The sequence below is a fragment of the Bizionia hallyeonensis genome, assembly GCF_042657385.1.
GTDB classification, from domain to species: Bacteria; Bacteroidota; Bacteroidia; order Flavobacteriales; family Flavobacteriaceae; genus Algorimicrobium; species Algorimicrobium hallyeonense.
In genome coordinates, this window is record NZ_JBHSLA010000001.1 from 60,885 (window position 1) to 80,017 (window position 19,133).

The window sequence follows — 19,133 nt, forward strand, 5'->3', positions numbered from 1 at the left end:
GAACTAAAAAAATAACGCTATATTTATAACATCGTCATGTTTTGACGGTTCCAATTAATAAATTCGCACAATATGTCTAAATACCATATCTCAAGACGCTTACAATTCGTAATTCAATTTATAAATGATGAAAAATACGCTTCCAAAGAACGGATTTTAGAGTTTTTAACTAACAAGGATTTTACGGTATCACCACGAACGTTGGAGCGTGATTTTGAGAAAATAAAATCTGATTTCGGAATCGAATTGACTTATGATAAACAGCATAACGGATATTATATTGATAAAGAGAAAAGTGTGAAAGTAGAATCGTTTTTTAAATTTTTAGAATTGGTTACACTTACCGAAGTGTTCTCGGACGGCTTAAAAGGTAGTCAGAAGATATTAGATTATGTCTCCTTTGACGATTCCAGCAATTTGAAAGGCATAGAGAATTTAGAAACGATATTGTTGGCCATTAAACAAGAGTGCGATTTAGAGTTTACGCATTATAATTTTCATCGGAATAGTTATAAAGTCAAGGTTATAACTCCAATAATACTGAAAGAGTACATTAACAGATGGTACGTGATTGGTGTTCCAGAAGGAGCAAAAGAAATTAGAACCTTTGGTATTGAACGCATTTCAAATATCAAATTAGGTAAAACCTCTAAATTAGATAAAGCGCCATTTTTAAAACAAACCAAACGTTTTGATAATATTGTTGGTTTAAATTATAGTCAAGACAAACCAGAACAAATTGTTTTAAAAATAACCGATAGACATAAAAAGTATTTAGAAAGTTTGCCTTTGCATCATTCTCAAACAATCACAGCATGCAACGAAAATGGGTACTGGCACGCAAATTATTACCTCATTCCAAATTATGAATTTACCATCGAAATATTAAAAATGAGTATTGAATCGGAAGTCTTGGCTCCTGAATCATTCAGAAATGTAATTAAACAGCACTTGAAAGAAATAAGTAATAAATACAAAAACTAATGAGTAAACCAAAGCCAAGACACCTAACCAAGTCCCGTTTTAAGTTGGCACTCGATTGCCCAACCAAATTGTTTTACACAAGAAAAGAAGCTTATGAAAACCAAAGTGAAACGGATTCGTTTTTACAAGGTTTAGCACAAGGCGGATTCCAAGTTGAAGAATTGGCACGCATGTATTACCCTGACGGCTTAGCTATTTTAGGAGACGATTGGAATTATGATCTACTCGCCCATAAAACAGCAACCTTATTAGTACAAGAAAACGTAACCATATTTGAAGCTGCCTTTTTACATAATGGCTTATTTATAAGGGTCGATATTTTAGAAAAGAAAGGTAACAACATCAACCTAATTGAGGTTAAAGCCAAATCTATACGAAGTGCGAATCATCAATCCTTTTTTAATGGAAATGGTTCGTTGGGTGGCGGATGGACTACATTCCTATATGACATAGCCTTTCAAAAATTTGTCATGCAAAAATGCTATCCAAATTGGCATATAACATCATTTTTGAAATTAGTAGATAAAGATGCCACAACTACTGTCAACGGCTTGAATCAATTTTTTAAGGTTGAAACGTCATCAGAAAATCGGACTGGAATTATTAAAAAAGAAGGTATTTCCGTTGCTGATTTAGGCGAATCCATTCTGACCAATATTTCGGTCAATGAAGAAGTTAATTACATTCTAACCAAAAATCCTGTCGACGAGACAAAGTCCTTTTCAGAATTAGTTAATTATTATTTAGAAAACTACATAAACGATACCAAAATAAAAACGGCTATTGGCCTACATTGTAAAGGTTGCGAGTATTACTCAGAGGATATTACCTCCGAAACTAAAAGTGGTTTTCACGAATGTTGGCAAGAACAACTACAACTTACCCACGAAGCTATAAATCAACCGAAAAGCTATGATGTCTGGTTTAATCCAGCAAAAAAAGCATTGGATGATGGTCGCTATTTCATGAATCAACTCACGGAAAACGATTTCAATATCAAACCAGAAGCTGGGAAGCTGAGCCGAAGTGAGCGCCAGTGGCTGCAAATAGAAAAGGAAATAAATCAAGACACAAAACCTTACATTGACTTGGAAAATTTAAGAGATAAATTAGCAAGTTGGAAATACCCGCTTAATTTTATCGACTTTGAAACAACTGCTGTCGCCATTCCATTTTTAAAAAATTTACGTCCTTATGAGCAATTAGCATTTCAGTTTTCACACCATATTGTTTATGAAGATGGACGTGTAGAGCATCACCATGAATATCTAAACACAGAAATTGGTGTATTTCCTAATTTCGATTTTATCAGAGCTTTAAAAGAATCCCTCTCGGTGAATAACGGCAGTATTTTCCGTTATCACAATCATGAAAACACCATCGTGAATGTTATTTATAATCAGCTTCAAAATTCTAATGAAGAAGATAAAAAGGAACTTATGGACTTCATTCAATCTATAAGCCATAGCACAAATAGCAGTTCGGCAAATTGGACTGGAGATAGAGATATGATTGATTTACAACGAACGGTCGTTAATTATTACTATGATCCTATAACAGGAGGTTCCAATTCTATAAAAGCCATTTTACCAGCAGTGTTGCATTCAAGCACTTTTCTTCAGGATAAATATAAAAAGCCTATTGGTAAATTGAACCTTACAAGCAAGAATTTCAATAATTCACATGTGTTCTTACATATGGAAAACGGCAATGTAGTCAGCCCATATAAAAACTTACCACCTATTTTTGAAGGATTTGATTATGATACGTTGGAAGAAGCCGCAGAACACGCTTCTCAAAGTGTCCCTGAAATAGCAGATGGTGGCGCAGCGCTGTTTGCCTATGGCAAGTTGCAATTCCCAGAGATGCCAACGGAAGAACGAGATGCTATTAATCAAGGATTATTACGATACTGCGAATTGGACACTTTGGCTATGGTTATGATTTATGAATATTTTAAAAACAGTACAAACCAATGAACATTTTATACATACACGGATTAAACGGGAGTTTAAGCCCCGAAAAAAGAGAGATATTAGAAGAATACGGAGAAGTCCATTCACCATTCATAGATTATGAAGTGATCCCAGATTCTATAACCAAGTTAAGCGCTTCTTATCATAATAGAAAAATAGATGTCATAATAGGCAGCAGCATGGGTGGATTTGCTGGCTATTATGTGTCTAATGTATGTCAATGTCCTGCCCTACTTTTTAATCCTGCTTTAGCAGAACGATCGGTTTATCAAAATGTACCAAATATCCAATATAAAAAAAGTCCCTTTAAACAAATTGTTATAGGAACACAGGACAACGTGGTGAACCCGAAAAGAACACTTAATTTCTTGGCAAATACTTTAGATAAGCATCCAAACTACCAAGTAAACGTGTATAATGATTTAGCACATAGGATTCCTGTTAATATTTTTGAAAAGGAAGTAAAATTATTTTTTAAGCAATTGTGTGATTAGTTGACTTAATCTATCAATATTTTGTTGGTTTTTTATTTTAAGTCTTGGAACTGTTTATTATAAAATAGCATACTATGATTTCACATAATCAACTTTTAGAGCATTCATAATACCTTTAACAAAAGCCACTACCTCGATATCCATTTCAGGTAACGTTTTATATTCTGAAACCGAAAAATGCCGAATACTTCTTATCCATTCACTATCTGCAATACTTGGGGTCATAATTTGTGAATAACCAATTTGATTAATTTTTGCATTAATAGATGAAGCAGCCTCTTCTCCTCCTTTATTAGTATTCCAAAAATGAATATTTACTGAACCATTACTTTCGAATATAACATCTAATTTAAATTTATTCTCAAACTCCAAAAAATCTTCATATAACATGTGGTTATCTTTGTACCTATATGTTTTAGTAAAAGGCTCATAAACATCACCAATTTCGTTAACAAATGTGTCTGTCCGGTATTTTGGAATAGCATCACTTAAAGCTTTTAATTTATTCACACGGTCTATTTGTTCTCCAGAATTTAAAACCTTGTAAACCTCTGGCATTATTTTTTCTTCCATACTGTCATAAGCTAAATACGTTAATAATTTTTTATATTGATTTAAAAATGAATTTGTATCGTTCCTCTTACACAACCCAACACAAGGAGTTATCCAATCTTCTACTAAATTGGCATCTCTATTGGAAAATGCCTGAATATTACAAATTGGAATAGTTTTAGGAATGCCCGCCACTGGAGCAAATTTCAGATTATTTAAAGTTAGGTATACAATACCTACAACATCCAACCCCCTGCTTATACACCAATTGTAATATCGTAACAATTGATCTACTTGATCAGGCGCATTGTTAATTTTGTTTTCAACTATAATAGCCTTTTTACTATTCCAGTCTATAATACTAACATCTAATTTGGCAAGCTCTTTTTCAACTTTAGCATTTTTAAAATCACCTAAATCCGCATGAAACGAATTAGGAAGTGTATTTAAAAATCTTAAAAAAGCATCTAAAAACACACGACCTTCGCCATGTGGTCCTTCAGGATTAAGTAGATGATGTAATATATCACTATGAAAATTTTCAAGCTGTGTTCCTAATTTAGAAACAGTGAAAACATTAAATTCATATTGCACCTTATCTGCTACAACTAATTCCTGCTCATTCAATAGCTCAATTAGCTGCTTATTATTTAGAAGTTTAATTAATTCTTGTTCCATAATTTTATTTTTATAAAAGTAAATGACATGATCCCCAAACCATGACGTTCATTATTTATTCAACAATACTTCAAGATATTTAAATATAAAAATGACTCATTATTATTATTTTTTCAACATTCCCTTATGTATGGTTCTCTCTTTTGATGAGAAGACATCATTTTGGCCTTCTTCCCAATTACCATCTTTATAAATAACCTTAAAGTATTCCATCATTCCTTTTCTAATATCAACACAATCTCTTTCTAAAGGATAATATTCAAAATCAAAAGGGTTAGTATTCGCACTAAGAAAAGCTAAAATATTCGTCAATGTCACACCCTCTCCTAAATCTTCTACAGGCATTATAATTGAACCCATATTACCAGAATCATAATTTCTAATAAACCTGGTCAACATCCAAACAAACTCACTTTCAGCAAGAACTTCTTTATTTGAACAAGTACAAAAGTTAAAATTATTTTCTGGCTTACACATAAGGGGTGTTTTTACAATTCATTATTCCATAATGGTAATTTTCCATTCTTTAGTAACAGAATCAAAAGCAACTTCTTTTCTATTGGACGAGGAAAATCAGAATTAAATTGACCATGAGTTATATACCACATGACTATGATTTTTTTAAAACCATCTTCTTTCATTTTTTTTGACCATGAATTTCGTCTAGCCTCACCAAATTGTTTGCCTTTTACTATTCTTCCTCCTAATCCGTCCTTACGGTGAATAATTTCACCTTGACTTCCTTCTCTTCCAGAAATCCCAATATAAATAAGGTTGTCCAATCTAGCTGAATCAGCAAATATGAGATAGATCCCGCTACCTTGTCTAGGAGCATTACAACAACTAGAAAGGTTATCGACTACATTGTACTCAAATTCACCCTGTTCTTTATATTTATCTAAATATTTAAACATCTATTTACCAATCCCTCTTACCTCACTATCATAAAACTCTTTAAACATCATGGCTTTAAAAAGCGTATTGGCTTTATCGTCGGTCATTTTATTATAAAAATCTAACTTGGTATTTATAAAGTTTAAAAATTCGCCATCTACTACTTCATCAAACTTATCTTTTATGTTATTTTTAGAATTTTGTTTGTTGAAAAAAGCCATTAACTCTTCATTTTCATAAAGATTTTTCTTCACTCTATTAAAATCTACCTTATCTTCTTCTGTAAGCTCTAAACCAAAAGTATCATTGAGAACTTTAATAATTTTAGTTAAAAAATCTAATTCATCTTCTGGATTTCCACCAGCACCTCCTGGTCTCATACCTTCATCTTCACCATCTCCAGATTCTAATTCTAAATTGGTAGTAAATTTGTGTTGAATTTTATAGCTATCCAACTCAATATCGTTTACGACATCTAAAGGTAAGTTGTTTTGTATGTAAGGTAGTTTCTTTAATAAGGCTGTTAGAAACACATATTTTTTCTCAAGCTCAACATCTGTAAATGTGATGATCTGACTTAAAAAACGATAGATTTTAGTAAAAGATTTCACAGCGTTTTTAAAGGCTAACTTATCTTCCTCTTCCAGCTCATTGTCAAATCTATTTGAAATAGTATTTAATATGGGTTGAAGTTTTTCAAAATCATCCTTTTTAGAGAAAAATATGTCTGCAAAGGATTCTACTTCGGAGTCATAATACACTTTATGTTCTTCTATGACATTTAAAACATCATACAAACTATTAGGATCTGTTTCATTTTCTTCTTCCATATAGTTTTTACCATAGAAGTGCTGAAAATCTGCTCGTACTAGTTCAGGATCGTTAACAAAATCTAAAACCATGGTAGAGTCCTTACCTCTTCTATTTCTGTTTAATCGAGAAAGAGTTTGGACTGTATTAGCGCCTCCCAATTTTTTATCTACAAACATGGTATGTAATAAGGGTTCATCAAAACCAGTCTGAAATTTATTTGCTACAATTAGCATTCTATTTTCTGGCAACTTTAAGGCTTCTGGAATACTTATTTTTCCTCCTAGATTATTCATGCTGGTTTCTGTATAATCTGCGCCAGTATCTTCATCACTTACAGTCCCAGAGAACGCAACTAATGCTTTATAAGGCAATCCCATTTCAAACATAATCTCATCAAACTTGCGTTTAAATCGAACTGCATGTAAACGCGATTTGGTAACCAACATGGCTCTAGCCTGTCCTTGAATTTCATTTTGAGTCTGACTTGCAAAATGTTCAATTATAATACGTGCTTTCTTTTCAATGGCATGATCTTGTAAATCAACAAAGTTTCCTAAAACGCGAACTGTTTTTTTCTTTTCGTATTCTTTATCATCAATTTCAGTGCGCTTTACCAGTTTGTAATAGCGCTTAAATGACATATAATTTTTAAGCACATCTTTAATGAAACCTTCTTTTATGGCTTCCTCCATGGTATACTCATCAAAAGCAGTTGTTTGACCATTAATTTTAGTGCCAAACAACTCCAATGTTTTTGGCTTGGGAGTCGCTGTAAAAGCAAATTGAGATATATTAGGTTGCTGTCCTTTTTTAGATATTTCTTCAGCAATTATCTCATCTACAGTCTTTATATCTTTTTCTTCTTCAGCCGCTTCTTCCAAACTTAAAGCTTTACGCATATGCCTTGAAGCTTCACCAGATTGCGAACTGTGAGCTTCATCTATTAGAATGGCATAAGTTCTGTCTGGAAAGTTGGTTACCACATCTGAAATAATAGGAAACTTTTGAATGGTAGTAATAATAATACGTTTCTTATCTTCAATAGCCTTTTTTAAATCTTGTGCAGTCGTTTTTTCATCAAGATAAGCAACAACTCCTGGCGTATTATCTAACTGACGAATATTGTCTTGTATTTGTTTATTCAACACACGTCTGTCTGTTACTATTATAATCGAATCGTATAAGGCTTTGGTGTCGGTATAATTTTGATAAAAATTCGCCAACCTATAGGCCAACCATGTAATGGTATTCGACTTACCAGATCCTGCCGAATGTTGCACCAAATAGTTTTTCCCAGTCCCATCAATTTTTAAAGCTTCTAAAATACGCTTAACGGCACGTCTTTGATGAAAACGAGGAAACAATAATTTGGTAGATTTTTTATCGACCAGTTTTTTAGTTTTCGGGTCGTATGTTTTTTCTTTGTCGGTTTGAACACTAATAAAGTTTTGCACTAAATCTAATAACGAATCTTTTCGTAATACGTCTTCCCACAGATAAGCTACTGCAAAACCATTTGGATTTGTATTTACCAATCCTGTGTTAAATGGCAAAAAGTAAGTTGATTTTCCTTTAAGTTCGGTTGCCATAAACACTTTTTCAGTACCAACAGCAAAATGCACCAAGCAACGTTTAAACTCTAAAAACGGTTCGCCTTTAGGGTCACGATCTTGCATATATTGTTTAATTGCATTGTGATGACGTTGATTTGTTAGAGTGTTTTTTAACTCTGCTGTAACCACAGGAATCCCATTGATAAACAAAACAATGTCAATCTCATTGGCATTACGGTTGGAATATTTTAATTGACGAATAATGGCTAAACGATTTTTAGCATAAGCTTTCTCATGCTCTGGTGTTTTGTTATGTGCAGGCTTAAAATAGGCTAAATCTAATTTCTGCCCTCTATCCTTTATGCCGTTTCGAAGCACATCAAGGGTTTTGTTTTTGCTAATATTTTTAGAGACATTTTCTACAATTTTAGCATCTACTTGAGCTCCATATTGTTTTTCTAAAGCCTTATATTGTTTAAGTTGGGTGTCTTTTACAAAAGCAATAATTTCACTGGGTATAACACAAAGGTCTCTATCATACAAATTAGGAGAAACAGAATGATACTCCTTAACGTTTTGCGTTAGATAGTTTTCAATATGTTCTTCAAAATGGATTTCTTTTGTACCTGATGCCATGATTTATTCTGTTAATTTATTTGATGTTGCGTTACTCTCAATCTCCTTTGAAAGCTCCTTCTTATTTTTAACCCCTAATTCTTTTAATTTATTGGCTTGAAGAACCAAATTATCATTACCGGTACTTAACTGTTTATAAGCATCTTTATATGAGGATTGTGCAATACCAATATGCTTCCCTACTTTTTCTAAATTTTCAACAAACCCTACAAACTTATCGTATAATTTAGCACCTCTTTCTGCGATAGCAATAGCATTTTGATTTTGATATTCCCGTTTCCATAAATCTACAATTAGCTTCAATGAGATAATTAAATTTGTAGGATTCATTAATAAAATACGTTTATCATAAGCATAATTCCAAAGGTTTGGGTCGCCTTGCATAGCAGCTATATATGCAGGTTCACTAGGTATAAACATCATTACAAAATCTAATGCTTTATCATAATCATCGTAACCTTTTGTGCTTAAAGCAATAATATGGGCTTTAATTGCTGACACATGCGAACCTAGTTCCTTTTGTTGTTCATTAACGTCCGAAGTGGCTAAAAGCCTTGTAAAAGCATTTAAAGGCGTTTTAGAATCTATAATTACGTTTCTGTTATCTGGATATTTAATAACAGCATCGGGCCGCATTTTTTTACCTTCTGAATCGGATCGTAACGCCTTGCCGTTTTCATCTTTTAATTCATGCTCCATAAAGTATTCTTCATCTTTACGTAAACCCGATTTCTCTAAAATACTTTCTAAAATCATTTCGCCCCACTTTCCTTGAGTTTTTGCCTCACCTTTTAAAGCATTGGTAAGGTTGATAGCGTCCTGACTGATTTTATCACTTTTCTCTGCTAATTCTTTAACTTTTTCACCCAATGAAAATCGTTGTTGTGACTCTTTTACATAAACGTCTTCAACCTTTTCTTTAAATTCTTTAATGTTTTTACCTAGAGGCTCTAATAGGTCTTTTAACTTTTCCTTATTTGTTTCAGAAAAGGATTCAGTATTAGACTTTAAAATCTCACTTGCAATATTCTTAAATTCGGTATTGAATTTTTTACCTAAAGCTTCAATTTCGTCTTTTTGTGTTGTTAGCTTATCGTCTAAAGCTTTATTGTTAGCTGTAGCAGTAGCTAATTTTTCATTAGAAGCATTGAATTTAATTTTCAAATCATCTAACTCTGCTTTCAAACTATCTGCATTATGTTTAGCAGCTGTAAAATTTGCTGTTTTTGTAGCCAGTTCTTTTTGCAAGGTATCAAGGTTTTCTGTCTTTGATTGAATGTTTTGTTTTTGTTCAGTAATAAATTCATCCCTTTCCTGAAGAGTTTGCTTTGATTGCTGTAACTCACTATTGGCAGTAGATTTAAATGCAATAAACTCTTTATCTAAATCTGCGTAAGCACTTTGGTTTGAAGTTTTTATTTCTTCAACTAAAGAATTGGTTTTTGATTTTGAAATAAACCAACCAATAATAAACCCTACTATAATACCAATAACGATATAAACAATAATTTCAACCATAATTTTAGATTATAAAATCTTTAATTTTCTAACTTTTCTACTAACTCACTTAGCTCTTTTGCCTTACTTTCAATTTCTAGAAAAAGCTCCATTTTTTCATGGAGTTCTTTTTTTGTCTCTTTTAGTTTTTCAATCTCTAAATCTAATTCTGTTTTTTCATTTAACTGAGCAGCAGCATATAGTTTATTTAATTCCTCTTTTGAAATAGTATTAAACTTATTTAAATAATCTGCAATATTTTGTAGCTGCGTGATAATAATAGACACTAAAACAACATCTTTATAAATAATTTGAAAGGTGTTATCCTCAAGGTCACTATATAGTTTAGACCATATTACAAGAATATTAAAATTAGTCAAAATATATCTTTGAGATGTATAGTTGCATTCATAGAAAACAGATATTGATTCAGGCTTTTCATGCCCTGATTTAAGCTCAAATTTTTCGTTTTTAGCAATATATGCTTTAGCCATGGTATTTTTTTTAATTAATCTTTTTTTGTTGCCAATCTCTTACATCTATTTTACCTGTTACCGCTTCGCTAATGATGGATTGACGATAGGCTTTTAGTTTTTTTATACTTTTTTCGGTTTCAACTAAGACTTTATCCATAATCTTAGTGTTAAGACTAATGTAGTCTGCAATTTCCTTTTGCTCTTCAAATGACGGAAAAGGGAATGTCATATTGTTAAACTCTTTTGCCTGTAAACGCCATCTTCCTAGTTGAGAAACGCCTTGACCATGGGAATAAAATATTTTTTCTTTGTAGCACAACTGACTTATATATAGGAAATATTGTGGGTTACACTTTTCTTCAATCAATTCAAAAACTCTATAATCTGGACTTGTTACTCCTGTCTGTTTTGAGATGTCAATATAACCAGTTAATAAATCCATATGATTCATAACAAAATCACCTTCATTAACTATTTGATATTTTGAATAATCCATTGAGAATTGTCCTTTGTAATTGGAAATATCTTTAACTTTTAAACCTCTCTGTGTAACAGAGAGAATATCATAACCAAGCTCTCCAGCAATTCTTTTTTGAATTTTAAATATAAATTTTAATCGTTTTGCTGCCCAATGCTTAGGAATTTCACCCAACCATTCAATGCCAGAATCTTTCATTTTGGCATTTGGGTTTAAGCCTTTGGTAACAGCTTCATTAATAATGGCTTGGCGTTGTGCTTGTAGTTTTTGTATAAGTAACTCCTTTTTTTCTATTAATGCATCAATAATGGCGGTTTTGTGGTCTAGGTAGTTGGCTATTTGGGTTTGTTCTTTCAGAGTAGGTAAAATAAAGACGCAGGACTTTACATCTTCTTTGTTCAACTTTGGTTGAGCAGAAGATGTTGCTTTGTCTAATAATTGTGAATGCAAATAAAATGAAGTCAAGGATATGTAGGCAAACCTTTTATCCAAAACATCCTTAAATTTCAGTAAAAACATATTTGGACCTAAAGACGCTTTTCCTTCTATACCTTCATAAATCCAAGCTAGACCAGCATAAGCTCCAACATTTGCCAAAAGAATCTCACCTCCAAAAAGTTCTGATTTTTTTAAATAATTATGTGAAGCTTCATTTAAATATATTCCTTTATTTTTAAAATCTGCTCTTAAATCAGTCAACCTCACTAATCTTGAAACCCCTTCCTCTAAATAGTTTACATTTTTAGCTAAATCGCCAAAAGAGCCATTTGCTGTAAAGTCAGTTAGAACATCTATTAAATATCTAAAATTTACAACTTTCCAATCTTTGGGTACTTTATTAACGCCTAAAATATCACTTTCTTTATATGCATCGTATGTCTTCATTAAGCTAACAAATCATTTAAAAGGGTTGTAATATCTTTTTCAAGGTCAACTATTTCTGCTTTAATTTCAGAAGCTGGTTGTAAACCTTTGTACTCGTAAAAGTATTTGGTAAAGTTAATTTCGTAACCAATACGAGTTTTATCGTAATCTATCCACGCTTCTGGCACGTGAGGCAACACTTCGTTAGAGAAATATGTTTCTATATCGTCTGTTAATGGTACGTTTTCTTTATCGCGTTTTTTAGAGTCTGGTTTTGGGTTACCTTTTACCATTTTTATTTTGCCTTTAGCATCATATTCTGGTTGTTCTATGGTGAGTTGATAATAGCCAAAGTCGTCATTATTAAATATTTTGCAATGTTCGCTTTCTTTAAAATTAATGTAAATGTTTAATAAGGCTTCAATATGCGCTTCGGTAAGCTCATTACGTTTATTCCCTAAACTCTTTTTGTTCGAGCGTGCGAAAATATGCTCTTTTTGCTCTTTCCCTTTATTATTTACACCGTTTACTACGGTTGCATTCCCATTAATTAGCTGTACTTTTCCTTTACGGTTTTCGGCTTTTTTATTGGTTAAAAACCAGATATAGGTGTTAATGCCTGTGTTGTAAAACAAATCTTTGGGTAAGGCTACAATACACTCTAACCAATCGTTTTCTATAATCCATTTACGTATGTCGCTTTCGCCACTTCCAGCATCTCCAGTAAATAATGGGGAACCGTTGGTTACAACACCAATTCGGGAACCGTTGGTTTTGTCCATTTTAGAAATCATATGTTGTAAGAACAACAATTGTCCATCGCTGGTACGTGGTGTTCCTGCATAAAAACGACCAGCTGGATTTAATGCTTCGTTTTCTATAAAGTTTTTGTCTTTTTTCCAAGTGACTCCGTAAGGAGGATTGGCCATCATATAATGGAATTGCTTACCTTGAAATTGATCGTCTGTAAACGAGTTACCATGTTTTACATCGCGTGGGTTTTCGCCAGAAATCAACGCTTCAGATTTTGCAATGGCACAAGACTGCTCATTTAATTCTTGACCATAAGTAAGCATGGTTGGCTTGTTTTTGGAATCTTTGCAGATTTCGTCTAAAACATAGTTTTTACCTAAATTAACCATACCTCCCGTTCCGCACGCGGGATCGAAAATAGTACGAATAATACCTGGTTTACAAAGTTCGTCTTTTTCTGGTGTGAAGATGATTGCATTCATTAAGGCAATCACATCACGTGGTGTAAAATGTTCTCCTGCGGTTTCGTTAGATTGCTCGTTAGAGATACGTATTAACTCTTCAAACACATAACCCATAGAGTGGTTATCTATAGTATCTTGATGCAGGTCTATTTTGCAGATGGCATCAATCATTTCATACAACAAACGGTTTTTTACGAGTCTCGCTATAATTTTATCGAACTGAAAGCTTTCTAGAATATCACGTACTTCTGGGTTGAAACCGTTTAAATAATTATTGAAGTTGATTTCTATATATTGTGGCTCGTCTTTTAACGAATGAAGTGTGTGCTTTGAGGTGTTGTAATAGGTTAGTCCATCTGAAGCCTTTTTAAGGATTGGATCCAGTTTGTCTTCACTTACTTTATCTCTAAAATCATTATAGCTTTTACGGACTTTCTCGTTTACGTTTTCAAGCATACAGTCTAGCCTACGTATTACTACAAAAGGAAGTAATACATCTCCAATTTCATTTTTCTTAAACGCATCACGCAAGACATCGTCTGTGATTTGCCATATGAATCCTACGTCTACTTTGTTGTTTATGTTACTCATTTATTGTTTCGTTCTTTGTTATTAATCTTCGTCATCATCTTCAATGTCTTTTAAAATTTCAATTTTTTCAGCTACCAACCAGTCACTATCAGGTCTTGCAACTAATCTTGCATTATTATACGCCCAATTTAAAGGGAGAATAGTATGTCCTATATAATTGCCAGATTTAGTTTTCTCTACTACCAAAGCCACATCAACAATTTCATCATCAATCAAAGACAATGGTAATAATAGAGACATCTTATCCATAGTAGGATAATACATTGGAATCGCAGTCTTAAAATTCCACTCTATTCTTTTAATTGCTAAACTAATAGAATCCTTCAATCTATTTGTTAAATTTCTATATGTTTTTGAATCCTTTTCTATTGCATTCGATAATTCTTGATAGTAATTGTACCTATCTTCAATTGTTAATAAATCAGGGTTTTTTAATTCGAAATTTTTAGGTGAATTTTCGGAGAGAAACCTCAAAGGCAATCGACCAGCATTATCTAATATTATATGTCTCATATCTAATTCTGGTTCTCCTGATCTTGTATCGTATAGCATATCTGAAACATCAGAAAAATAATGCGCTCGTTTTGGCATTTCTTTAAAATTTCTTACTAACTCTTTTCCTGCATAACCTTCGCCAGGAATACAAAACTCAACTAATTTATATGGCTGTGTTCCATTTTCGTTTTTCTCGAAAAGAGCATATATAGACTCATAACGATCATCTACTAATCCAGTATTGAAAACCGCATACTTATTATTATACAAAATCTTTTCCTTTTCTTGGCTCAATTTATAAAAAGTGTAGTGCAAATAACTAGAAAGAATCGGGTATGGGAAATCAGGATTTACATCTTTATAATGCCATCTCTCTTTAAGAGCGAAATTTTTTAATTTCTCAAAAGTGGATTGATAATGCTTTAAATAAGCCCAATTGGTTAATGCATTTTTCGGAGATGCATTAATAATTTTTGTTTTAGCACTTTGACTTGGTCGGTGTCTTAATTTTACAAAATATACAGGAAGCTGATGTGTTTCATCTTTCCTAACCTCTAACAAATCTGAATAAGAAGCAATAAAAGTAGTTAGTTTAGGGAATCCAAGATCCTTATAATTTATACGATTCTTACTTAATTCAAGGCCTAAATTCGCAAGATTTACCCATCCTTTATCATCTTGATTGTTTTTTACTAATTCTGTTAAAGTTTGTGTTACTATACTTTTATCCATGACTATATTTTTTTATTTGATACAAAACTAAATATCAACCATGCAGTACATCTGCATGGCTAATTAAAGTTTGATAAAATAGGAGATTTAACGTCACCTTGGTTAAAAATAACTGAAGTTTCATTTTTTGTGTTTGATTGTATTAATTTAAAAACATTTAAAGCATTATTTAAGTGTTGATGTTTTCTAATTTGACCTACATAATTATTTATGTCTTTAAAAACCCAATTTCTATCTCCGTTTGTTTCGTTTTTAATTTTGCCATTAGAAAACGACACAAAGCCTTTATGACTGTAGATATAATGATAATTCGTAAGAATTAATCTTTCGTGAAATGTTTTAGTATCAGTTTGGGTTACAATAGAAATTTCTATTCCATTCTTTCTTATTATTTTTTTACTCATCTTATTAATAATTTCTTTAGCCTTTTCTTTGTTAAGTCCTCCCGCTTTGTTCTGTAAAACTATTAACAGATGAAAAGGTATCTCTAATGTTTTTGGAATTAAATTCTCCAGAATAGGATAAATATTATCATTGTTTTCGTCTTTGTATTTATTGAGGTCATTCCACATGAAATTATCAATTATTATAGCAGAATTAATTGGTTTTACAGGTTTATATTTGAACAATTCACTCCAACATTTTAAAGATTCGGCCTTATTATCAATTGTATAACCAAAATGATGATTTTGATCTGTCATGAAGGAACCTCCTAATTTAAAAGCTAAAATGCCAAATTTTTCTCTAATATTTTCAACGATATTTTCCTCTAAATCAAGTATTAATACATCATTTAGAAAGTTTTCAAATTCATTATTAGACAACTTCTTATATTTGTCTTTATCACCAATTAGCCCTGCGTTTTCTCTTTTAAAAAGAGCATTTAGAATAGGGTTCTCTTTAATCTTTTCGGTGATTTCCTGCGGATCTAGATCTAATATAACATCACAAAATTTATCAATTATATTATATACTGTTTGATGTTCTTCTTTAAAAACAAAAATCTCTTCTAAGCAATCTTCAGAACAAAATAAATTATGGGCCCGCACTTTTATCGTTTTAAATTAGCTTTATAAATATCTACCGCTAAATCATCCGCAACATTAAAAAACCCAGATCCGAAAGATTTATCAAATTTTCCATTTTTGAGATAATTCATAGCATAAGGATCTCCTTCTTTTAAAAAATAATAAAGACCAAAAGGATTTGACTGTTTATCGGATTTATCAATTTTCACGTGGAGAAATAGGGACTGACGTAGGATATATTCAGAATGTGTTTCGAGTATAAAACGAATACCAAATGCCTTATTTGCTTCAAAAAACAAATCTGCAAGTTTAGCCTGCAAAGCGGGATGAAGATTTGCTTCTGGCTCTTCGATTAAAATTATATTTATTGATTTTAAAAATACATTATTTTTTGAATTCTTAATAACTAATGTTTTTTGAATCTCTAATGCAATTTTCAATAAAATCGTGAAGATTTGTCCAGCACCAAAACCCTTATCAGCCAGATTAATTTTTTTTCCTGATGATATAATCTCTATTTGAGAAGCAATCCCCTCAATTGACTTAATCTTAAAATCTTCACCAATATCAAACTCCTGCATCCATTTCTTTAAAAATTTGCCCGCTTTTGATGTTTTGGAAATTGGCTTAAGGGAGTGTTCATTTATCAATTCATTAATTGCCGAAGTTGAATCATTATTAATGTATAGGTGATTTTGAGCATGCCTTTGAGGCCCCAAATGATCCACAGAGAATCTTAAAATTTGAGTTATAAGATCCCCAAACTCGAAGGCCTTTTTCGTTTCGGTACTATTATCTATTTTTCCAAATTTATTTTGATTTTCCGATAAGTAATTAGGAATAATATCTCTAAGAATAATATCTATACTGAATAGGTCTTGATCAAAATTATCAAGTGAAAATTCTGGCATTAAAACTATTTTATTCTTCTTTTCAGATTCTTCAAACGGTTTTTGTTTTTGTTTTAATATTGATAATTTCTTCTTATCATTATCGATATTTATGTTGGTCTCCAGAATACGTCTTGTTAAGTTTTTATATTCATGAGATCGGAAAACTGCACTATCTAAATTGTTTTTATAAAGTTTATTTAACCTATATTGACTAAAACTAACCCTTCTTTCTTTCAGGAACTCTAAATATAGTTTTAATGCCGCTGAATAGAACCCAGACAATCCATAAGAGGGCGCTTTTTCGTCATAATACTTTCCACCTACTTTTTTTTGTTCTATTAAAACATCATTATAGAGCTCTACAATTTCATCAACAACAAAGTTTTTAAAAATATTGCTTTCGGTTTTATTTGATAATAATTCTATTGCTCGAATATATGGTTTCACTTTGCCACTTCCTTTTTTAGCATTTTCTGCTAACCATGTTTCAAAAGAGTCCTTTAAATTATTATTAGAAAGCTTCACCTGTTTATGTTTAATATTCTTTTCTAGATGATTTTTTCGCGAAATCAATTCCTCTAATTGAACTGAATTGATTTGTATGTTATTTTCAACATTTAAAATCAACCTGTTTAGATCAGTTAATTCATCTTCATTCTCGGTTTTAGAAATATCATTTAAGAAATCAATATCAAGACGTACAACATATTCATTCCCACCAGTATTCTCTATGCATAATTTACTACAATCCTTTTCTCGTACAACCTCCAGAAGCTTCAACCTTCCTTTAATAACATTACCATCTTCAAAACCATATGGCTGAAATCTCAAAGAAACAATGTGTCCCATATTGGAATAGCTAAAATTTAAATTCCAATTTGATCCGCTTTGCATAAATTCATTTACTGCATTTTTATAAGAATGAATTTTATGTTTTTTGGAATTTGGGCCATTAAAGTCCAATTGAAAATGATTAGGCGATTTAACATAATCTTCTAAAAGCAACATGGCTTTAAAAATGGTCGATTTTCCAGAATTATTAGTTCCAGTAAAGAAAGTAATAGGTGCTAAATCTAAATCCCAAGTATCTTGAATCTTTCTGAAATTAGATATTTTTATGTTTTCCATAATGCAAATATATATTTACAACCATGCAGTTAATCTGCATCATTATAAATGTCTTTCATTTTAATAATTTTTTCTCTTATTTCTTCTCTTAATTCTACGGGTGAAATGACCTCAATATCTTCTCCAAATGACAAAATTACTTGATACAATTCTGGATTTGGAATAACTTCAATTAGTAAAACAAGTCCAGAATCATCAGACCTATCAATTTTTTGAGTACCATGTAAAGGTTTTGTCAAAACATAAGGAATCCGTTTTTCAGAAAACTTCAGTTTTATTATTTGCAAACTTGCGTTTTCGGGTTTCGTTACACCAATAATATCATCAAAATAATCTACCCAATTTATAGAAGATTCTACGATTTCTTTTGAGGTTTCCCGTAAAGCTTGTATTCGGTCAAGCGGATAATTTGAAAGCGCCTGGTATTTTTCGTTAAATCCAAATAAAAACCATCTGTTATTATATTGTTTTAAATGATAAGGACTTAACTCTATAACTTCAAGCTCTTTATTATAGGGTTGATATTCAATTTCTATAATCTTTTTTTTAATTATCATATTAAATAATACGCCAACAAGGTCTCTACCTTTTAGATCCTGATTGTCTTGATAACTAATAATCCCATCATCGCCATTAGATACCAAATCGAATGCTAACTCCATTCTTGGAATAAGTTCTTCCAACCAATTAAATTCTTCTCTATGTTTATATCTGGAAAGTATTGCAAGGGTGGTTTCAAGTTGCTCTGAATCATCTTGATTTAAGGGATGCATCGCTAAAGAAAAATTCTTGTCTCTATATCTGAAAATTCTCTTTTTAGCAAGCTTAATTGTTTCATCAAGTTCAATATTATATCCTGCATCCGATTTCATATGTGCAATATCATATTGCAATTGCCTCAACTGAATACCTTCAGTGCCTAATTCATATAAAATAGTATTTACTTCTTCAAGTAAATCTTCATAGGTATAGTCTCTATTAAAATTACTGAAACACTTGTCAAGAATAGTATATCTAATTTGGGCATGTTTGTTTGTTGCCATATAAAAAATGATTTTTAGCTTGGGTGATTCAATAATAAGGAGATTTAAAAATATGAAACTTTAGGAGATAAAAAAAACACATTTGTATTAAAACTTCACCATGCATAAAGA

General features: G+C 31.7%; 15 protein-coding genes. 3 read left to right on the top strand and 12 right to left on the bottom strand.

Features of this window, described 5'->3' with window-relative positions:
- Positions 1-72 precede the first annotated feature (72 nt).
- Genes ACFPH8_RS00260 through ACFPH8_RS00270 form a run of 3 tightly spaced genes read left to right on the top strand, consistent with a single transcriptional unit; the run spans position 73 to position 3,454 of the window.
- Complete coding sequence (locus ACFPH8_RS00260) at positions 73-984, top strand: helix-turn-helix transcriptional regulator (RefSeq protein WP_376857921.1); 912 nt, start codon at positions 73-75, stop codon at positions 982-984.
- Positions 984-2,963, top strand: coding sequence for a DUF2779 domain-containing protein (locus ACFPH8_RS00265; protein WP_376857922.1), 1,980 nt, complete (start codon positions 984-986; stop codon positions 2,961-2,963). Before ACFPH8_RS00260 ends, ACFPH8_RS00265 begins: the two co-directional genes overlap by 1 nt.
- On the top strand, positions 2,960-3,454 hold the full coding sequence (locus ACFPH8_RS00270) for a YqiA/YcfP family alpha/beta fold hydrolase (RefSeq protein ID WP_376857924.1): 495 nt from the start codon (positions 2,960-2,962) through the stop codon (positions 3,452-3,454). Before ACFPH8_RS00265 ends, ACFPH8_RS00270 begins: the two co-directional genes overlap by 4 nt.
- A gap of 72 nt (positions 3,455-3,526) precedes the next feature.
- Here the strand turns inward: ACFPH8_RS00270 and ACFPH8_RS00275 are convergent, their stop codons facing one another.
- From ACFPH8_RS00275 to ACFPH8_RS00330, 12 genes are all read right to left on the bottom strand, one after another.
- Positions 3,527-4,684 carry a PD-(D/E)XK nuclease family protein gene (locus tag ACFPH8_RS00275; RefSeq protein WP_376857926.1) on the bottom strand — a complete coding sequence of 386 codons (1,158 nt, stop codon included), beginning with the start codon at positions 4,682-4,684 and terminating at the stop codon, positions 3,527-3,529.
- Positions 4,685-4,789: 105 nt separating this feature from the next.
- Positions 4,790-5,161, bottom strand: coding sequence for a hypothetical protein (locus tag ACFPH8_RS00280; RefSeq protein ID WP_376857928.1), 372 nt, complete (start codon positions 5,159-5,161; stop codon positions 4,790-4,792).
- A gap of 11 nt (positions 5,162-5,172) precedes the next feature.
- Positions 5,173-5,598, bottom strand: a complete 426-nt coding sequence (locus ACFPH8_RS00285; protein ID WP_376857929.1) for a hypothetical protein — start codon at positions 5,596-5,598, stop codon at positions 5,173-5,175.
- A complete protein-coding gene (locus ACFPH8_RS00290) occupies positions 5,599-8,580 on the bottom strand; it encodes a type I restriction endonuclease subunit R (protein ID WP_376857930.1) in 2,982 nt (993 codons plus the stop codon).
- 3 nt (positions 8,581-8,583) lie between these two features.
- Entirely contained in the window at positions 8,584-10,098 is a 1,515-nt protein-coding gene (locus tag ACFPH8_RS00295) for a DNA recombination protein RmuC (RefSeq protein WP_376857932.1), read from the bottom strand.
- Between the two features lie 20 nt (positions 10,099-10,118).
- Positions 10,119-10,571: a hypothetical protein gene (locus ACFPH8_RS00300; protein ID WP_376857934.1), complete on the bottom strand. Its 453-nt coding sequence runs from the start codon at positions 10,569-10,571 to the stop codon at positions 10,119-10,121.
- A 10-nt stretch (positions 10,572-10,581) separates the two neighbouring features.
- On the bottom strand, positions 10,582-11,916 hold the full coding sequence (locus ACFPH8_RS00305; RefSeq protein ID WP_376857936.1) for a restriction endonuclease subunit S: 1,335 nt from the start codon (positions 11,914-11,916) through the stop codon (positions 10,582-10,584).
- Positions 11,916-13,703 (bottom strand): type I restriction-modification system subunit M, encoded by a 1,788-nt coding sequence (locus ACFPH8_RS00310; protein WP_376857937.1) that lies wholly within the window; start codon positions 13,701-13,703, stop codon positions 11,916-11,918. The genes ACFPH8_RS00305 and ACFPH8_RS00310 overlap by 1 nt, the downstream gene beginning before the upstream one ends.
- A gap of 21 nt (positions 13,704-13,724) precedes the next feature.
- Entirely contained in the window at positions 13,725-14,930 is a 1,206-nt protein-coding gene (locus ACFPH8_RS00315; RefSeq protein ID WP_376857938.1) for a DUF3825 domain-containing protein, read from the bottom strand.
- A gap of 59 nt (positions 14,931-14,989) precedes the next feature.
- Positions 14,990-15,979, bottom strand: a complete 990-nt coding sequence (locus tag ACFPH8_RS00320) for a hypothetical protein (protein ID WP_376857939.1) — start codon at positions 15,977-15,979, stop codon at positions 14,990-14,992.
- A gap of 2 nt (positions 15,980-15,981) precedes the next feature.
- Positions 15,982-17,979, bottom strand: coding sequence for an AAA family ATPase (locus ACFPH8_RS00325; protein WP_376857941.1), 1,998 nt, complete (start codon positions 17,977-17,979; stop codon positions 15,982-15,984).
- 29 nt (positions 17,980-18,008) lie between these two features.
- Positions 18,009-19,022, bottom strand: a complete 1,014-nt coding sequence (locus tag ACFPH8_RS00330; RefSeq protein ID WP_376857943.1) for a helix-turn-helix transcriptional regulator — start codon at positions 19,020-19,022, stop codon at positions 18,009-18,011.
- Positions 19,023-19,133: the final 111 nt, after the last annotated feature.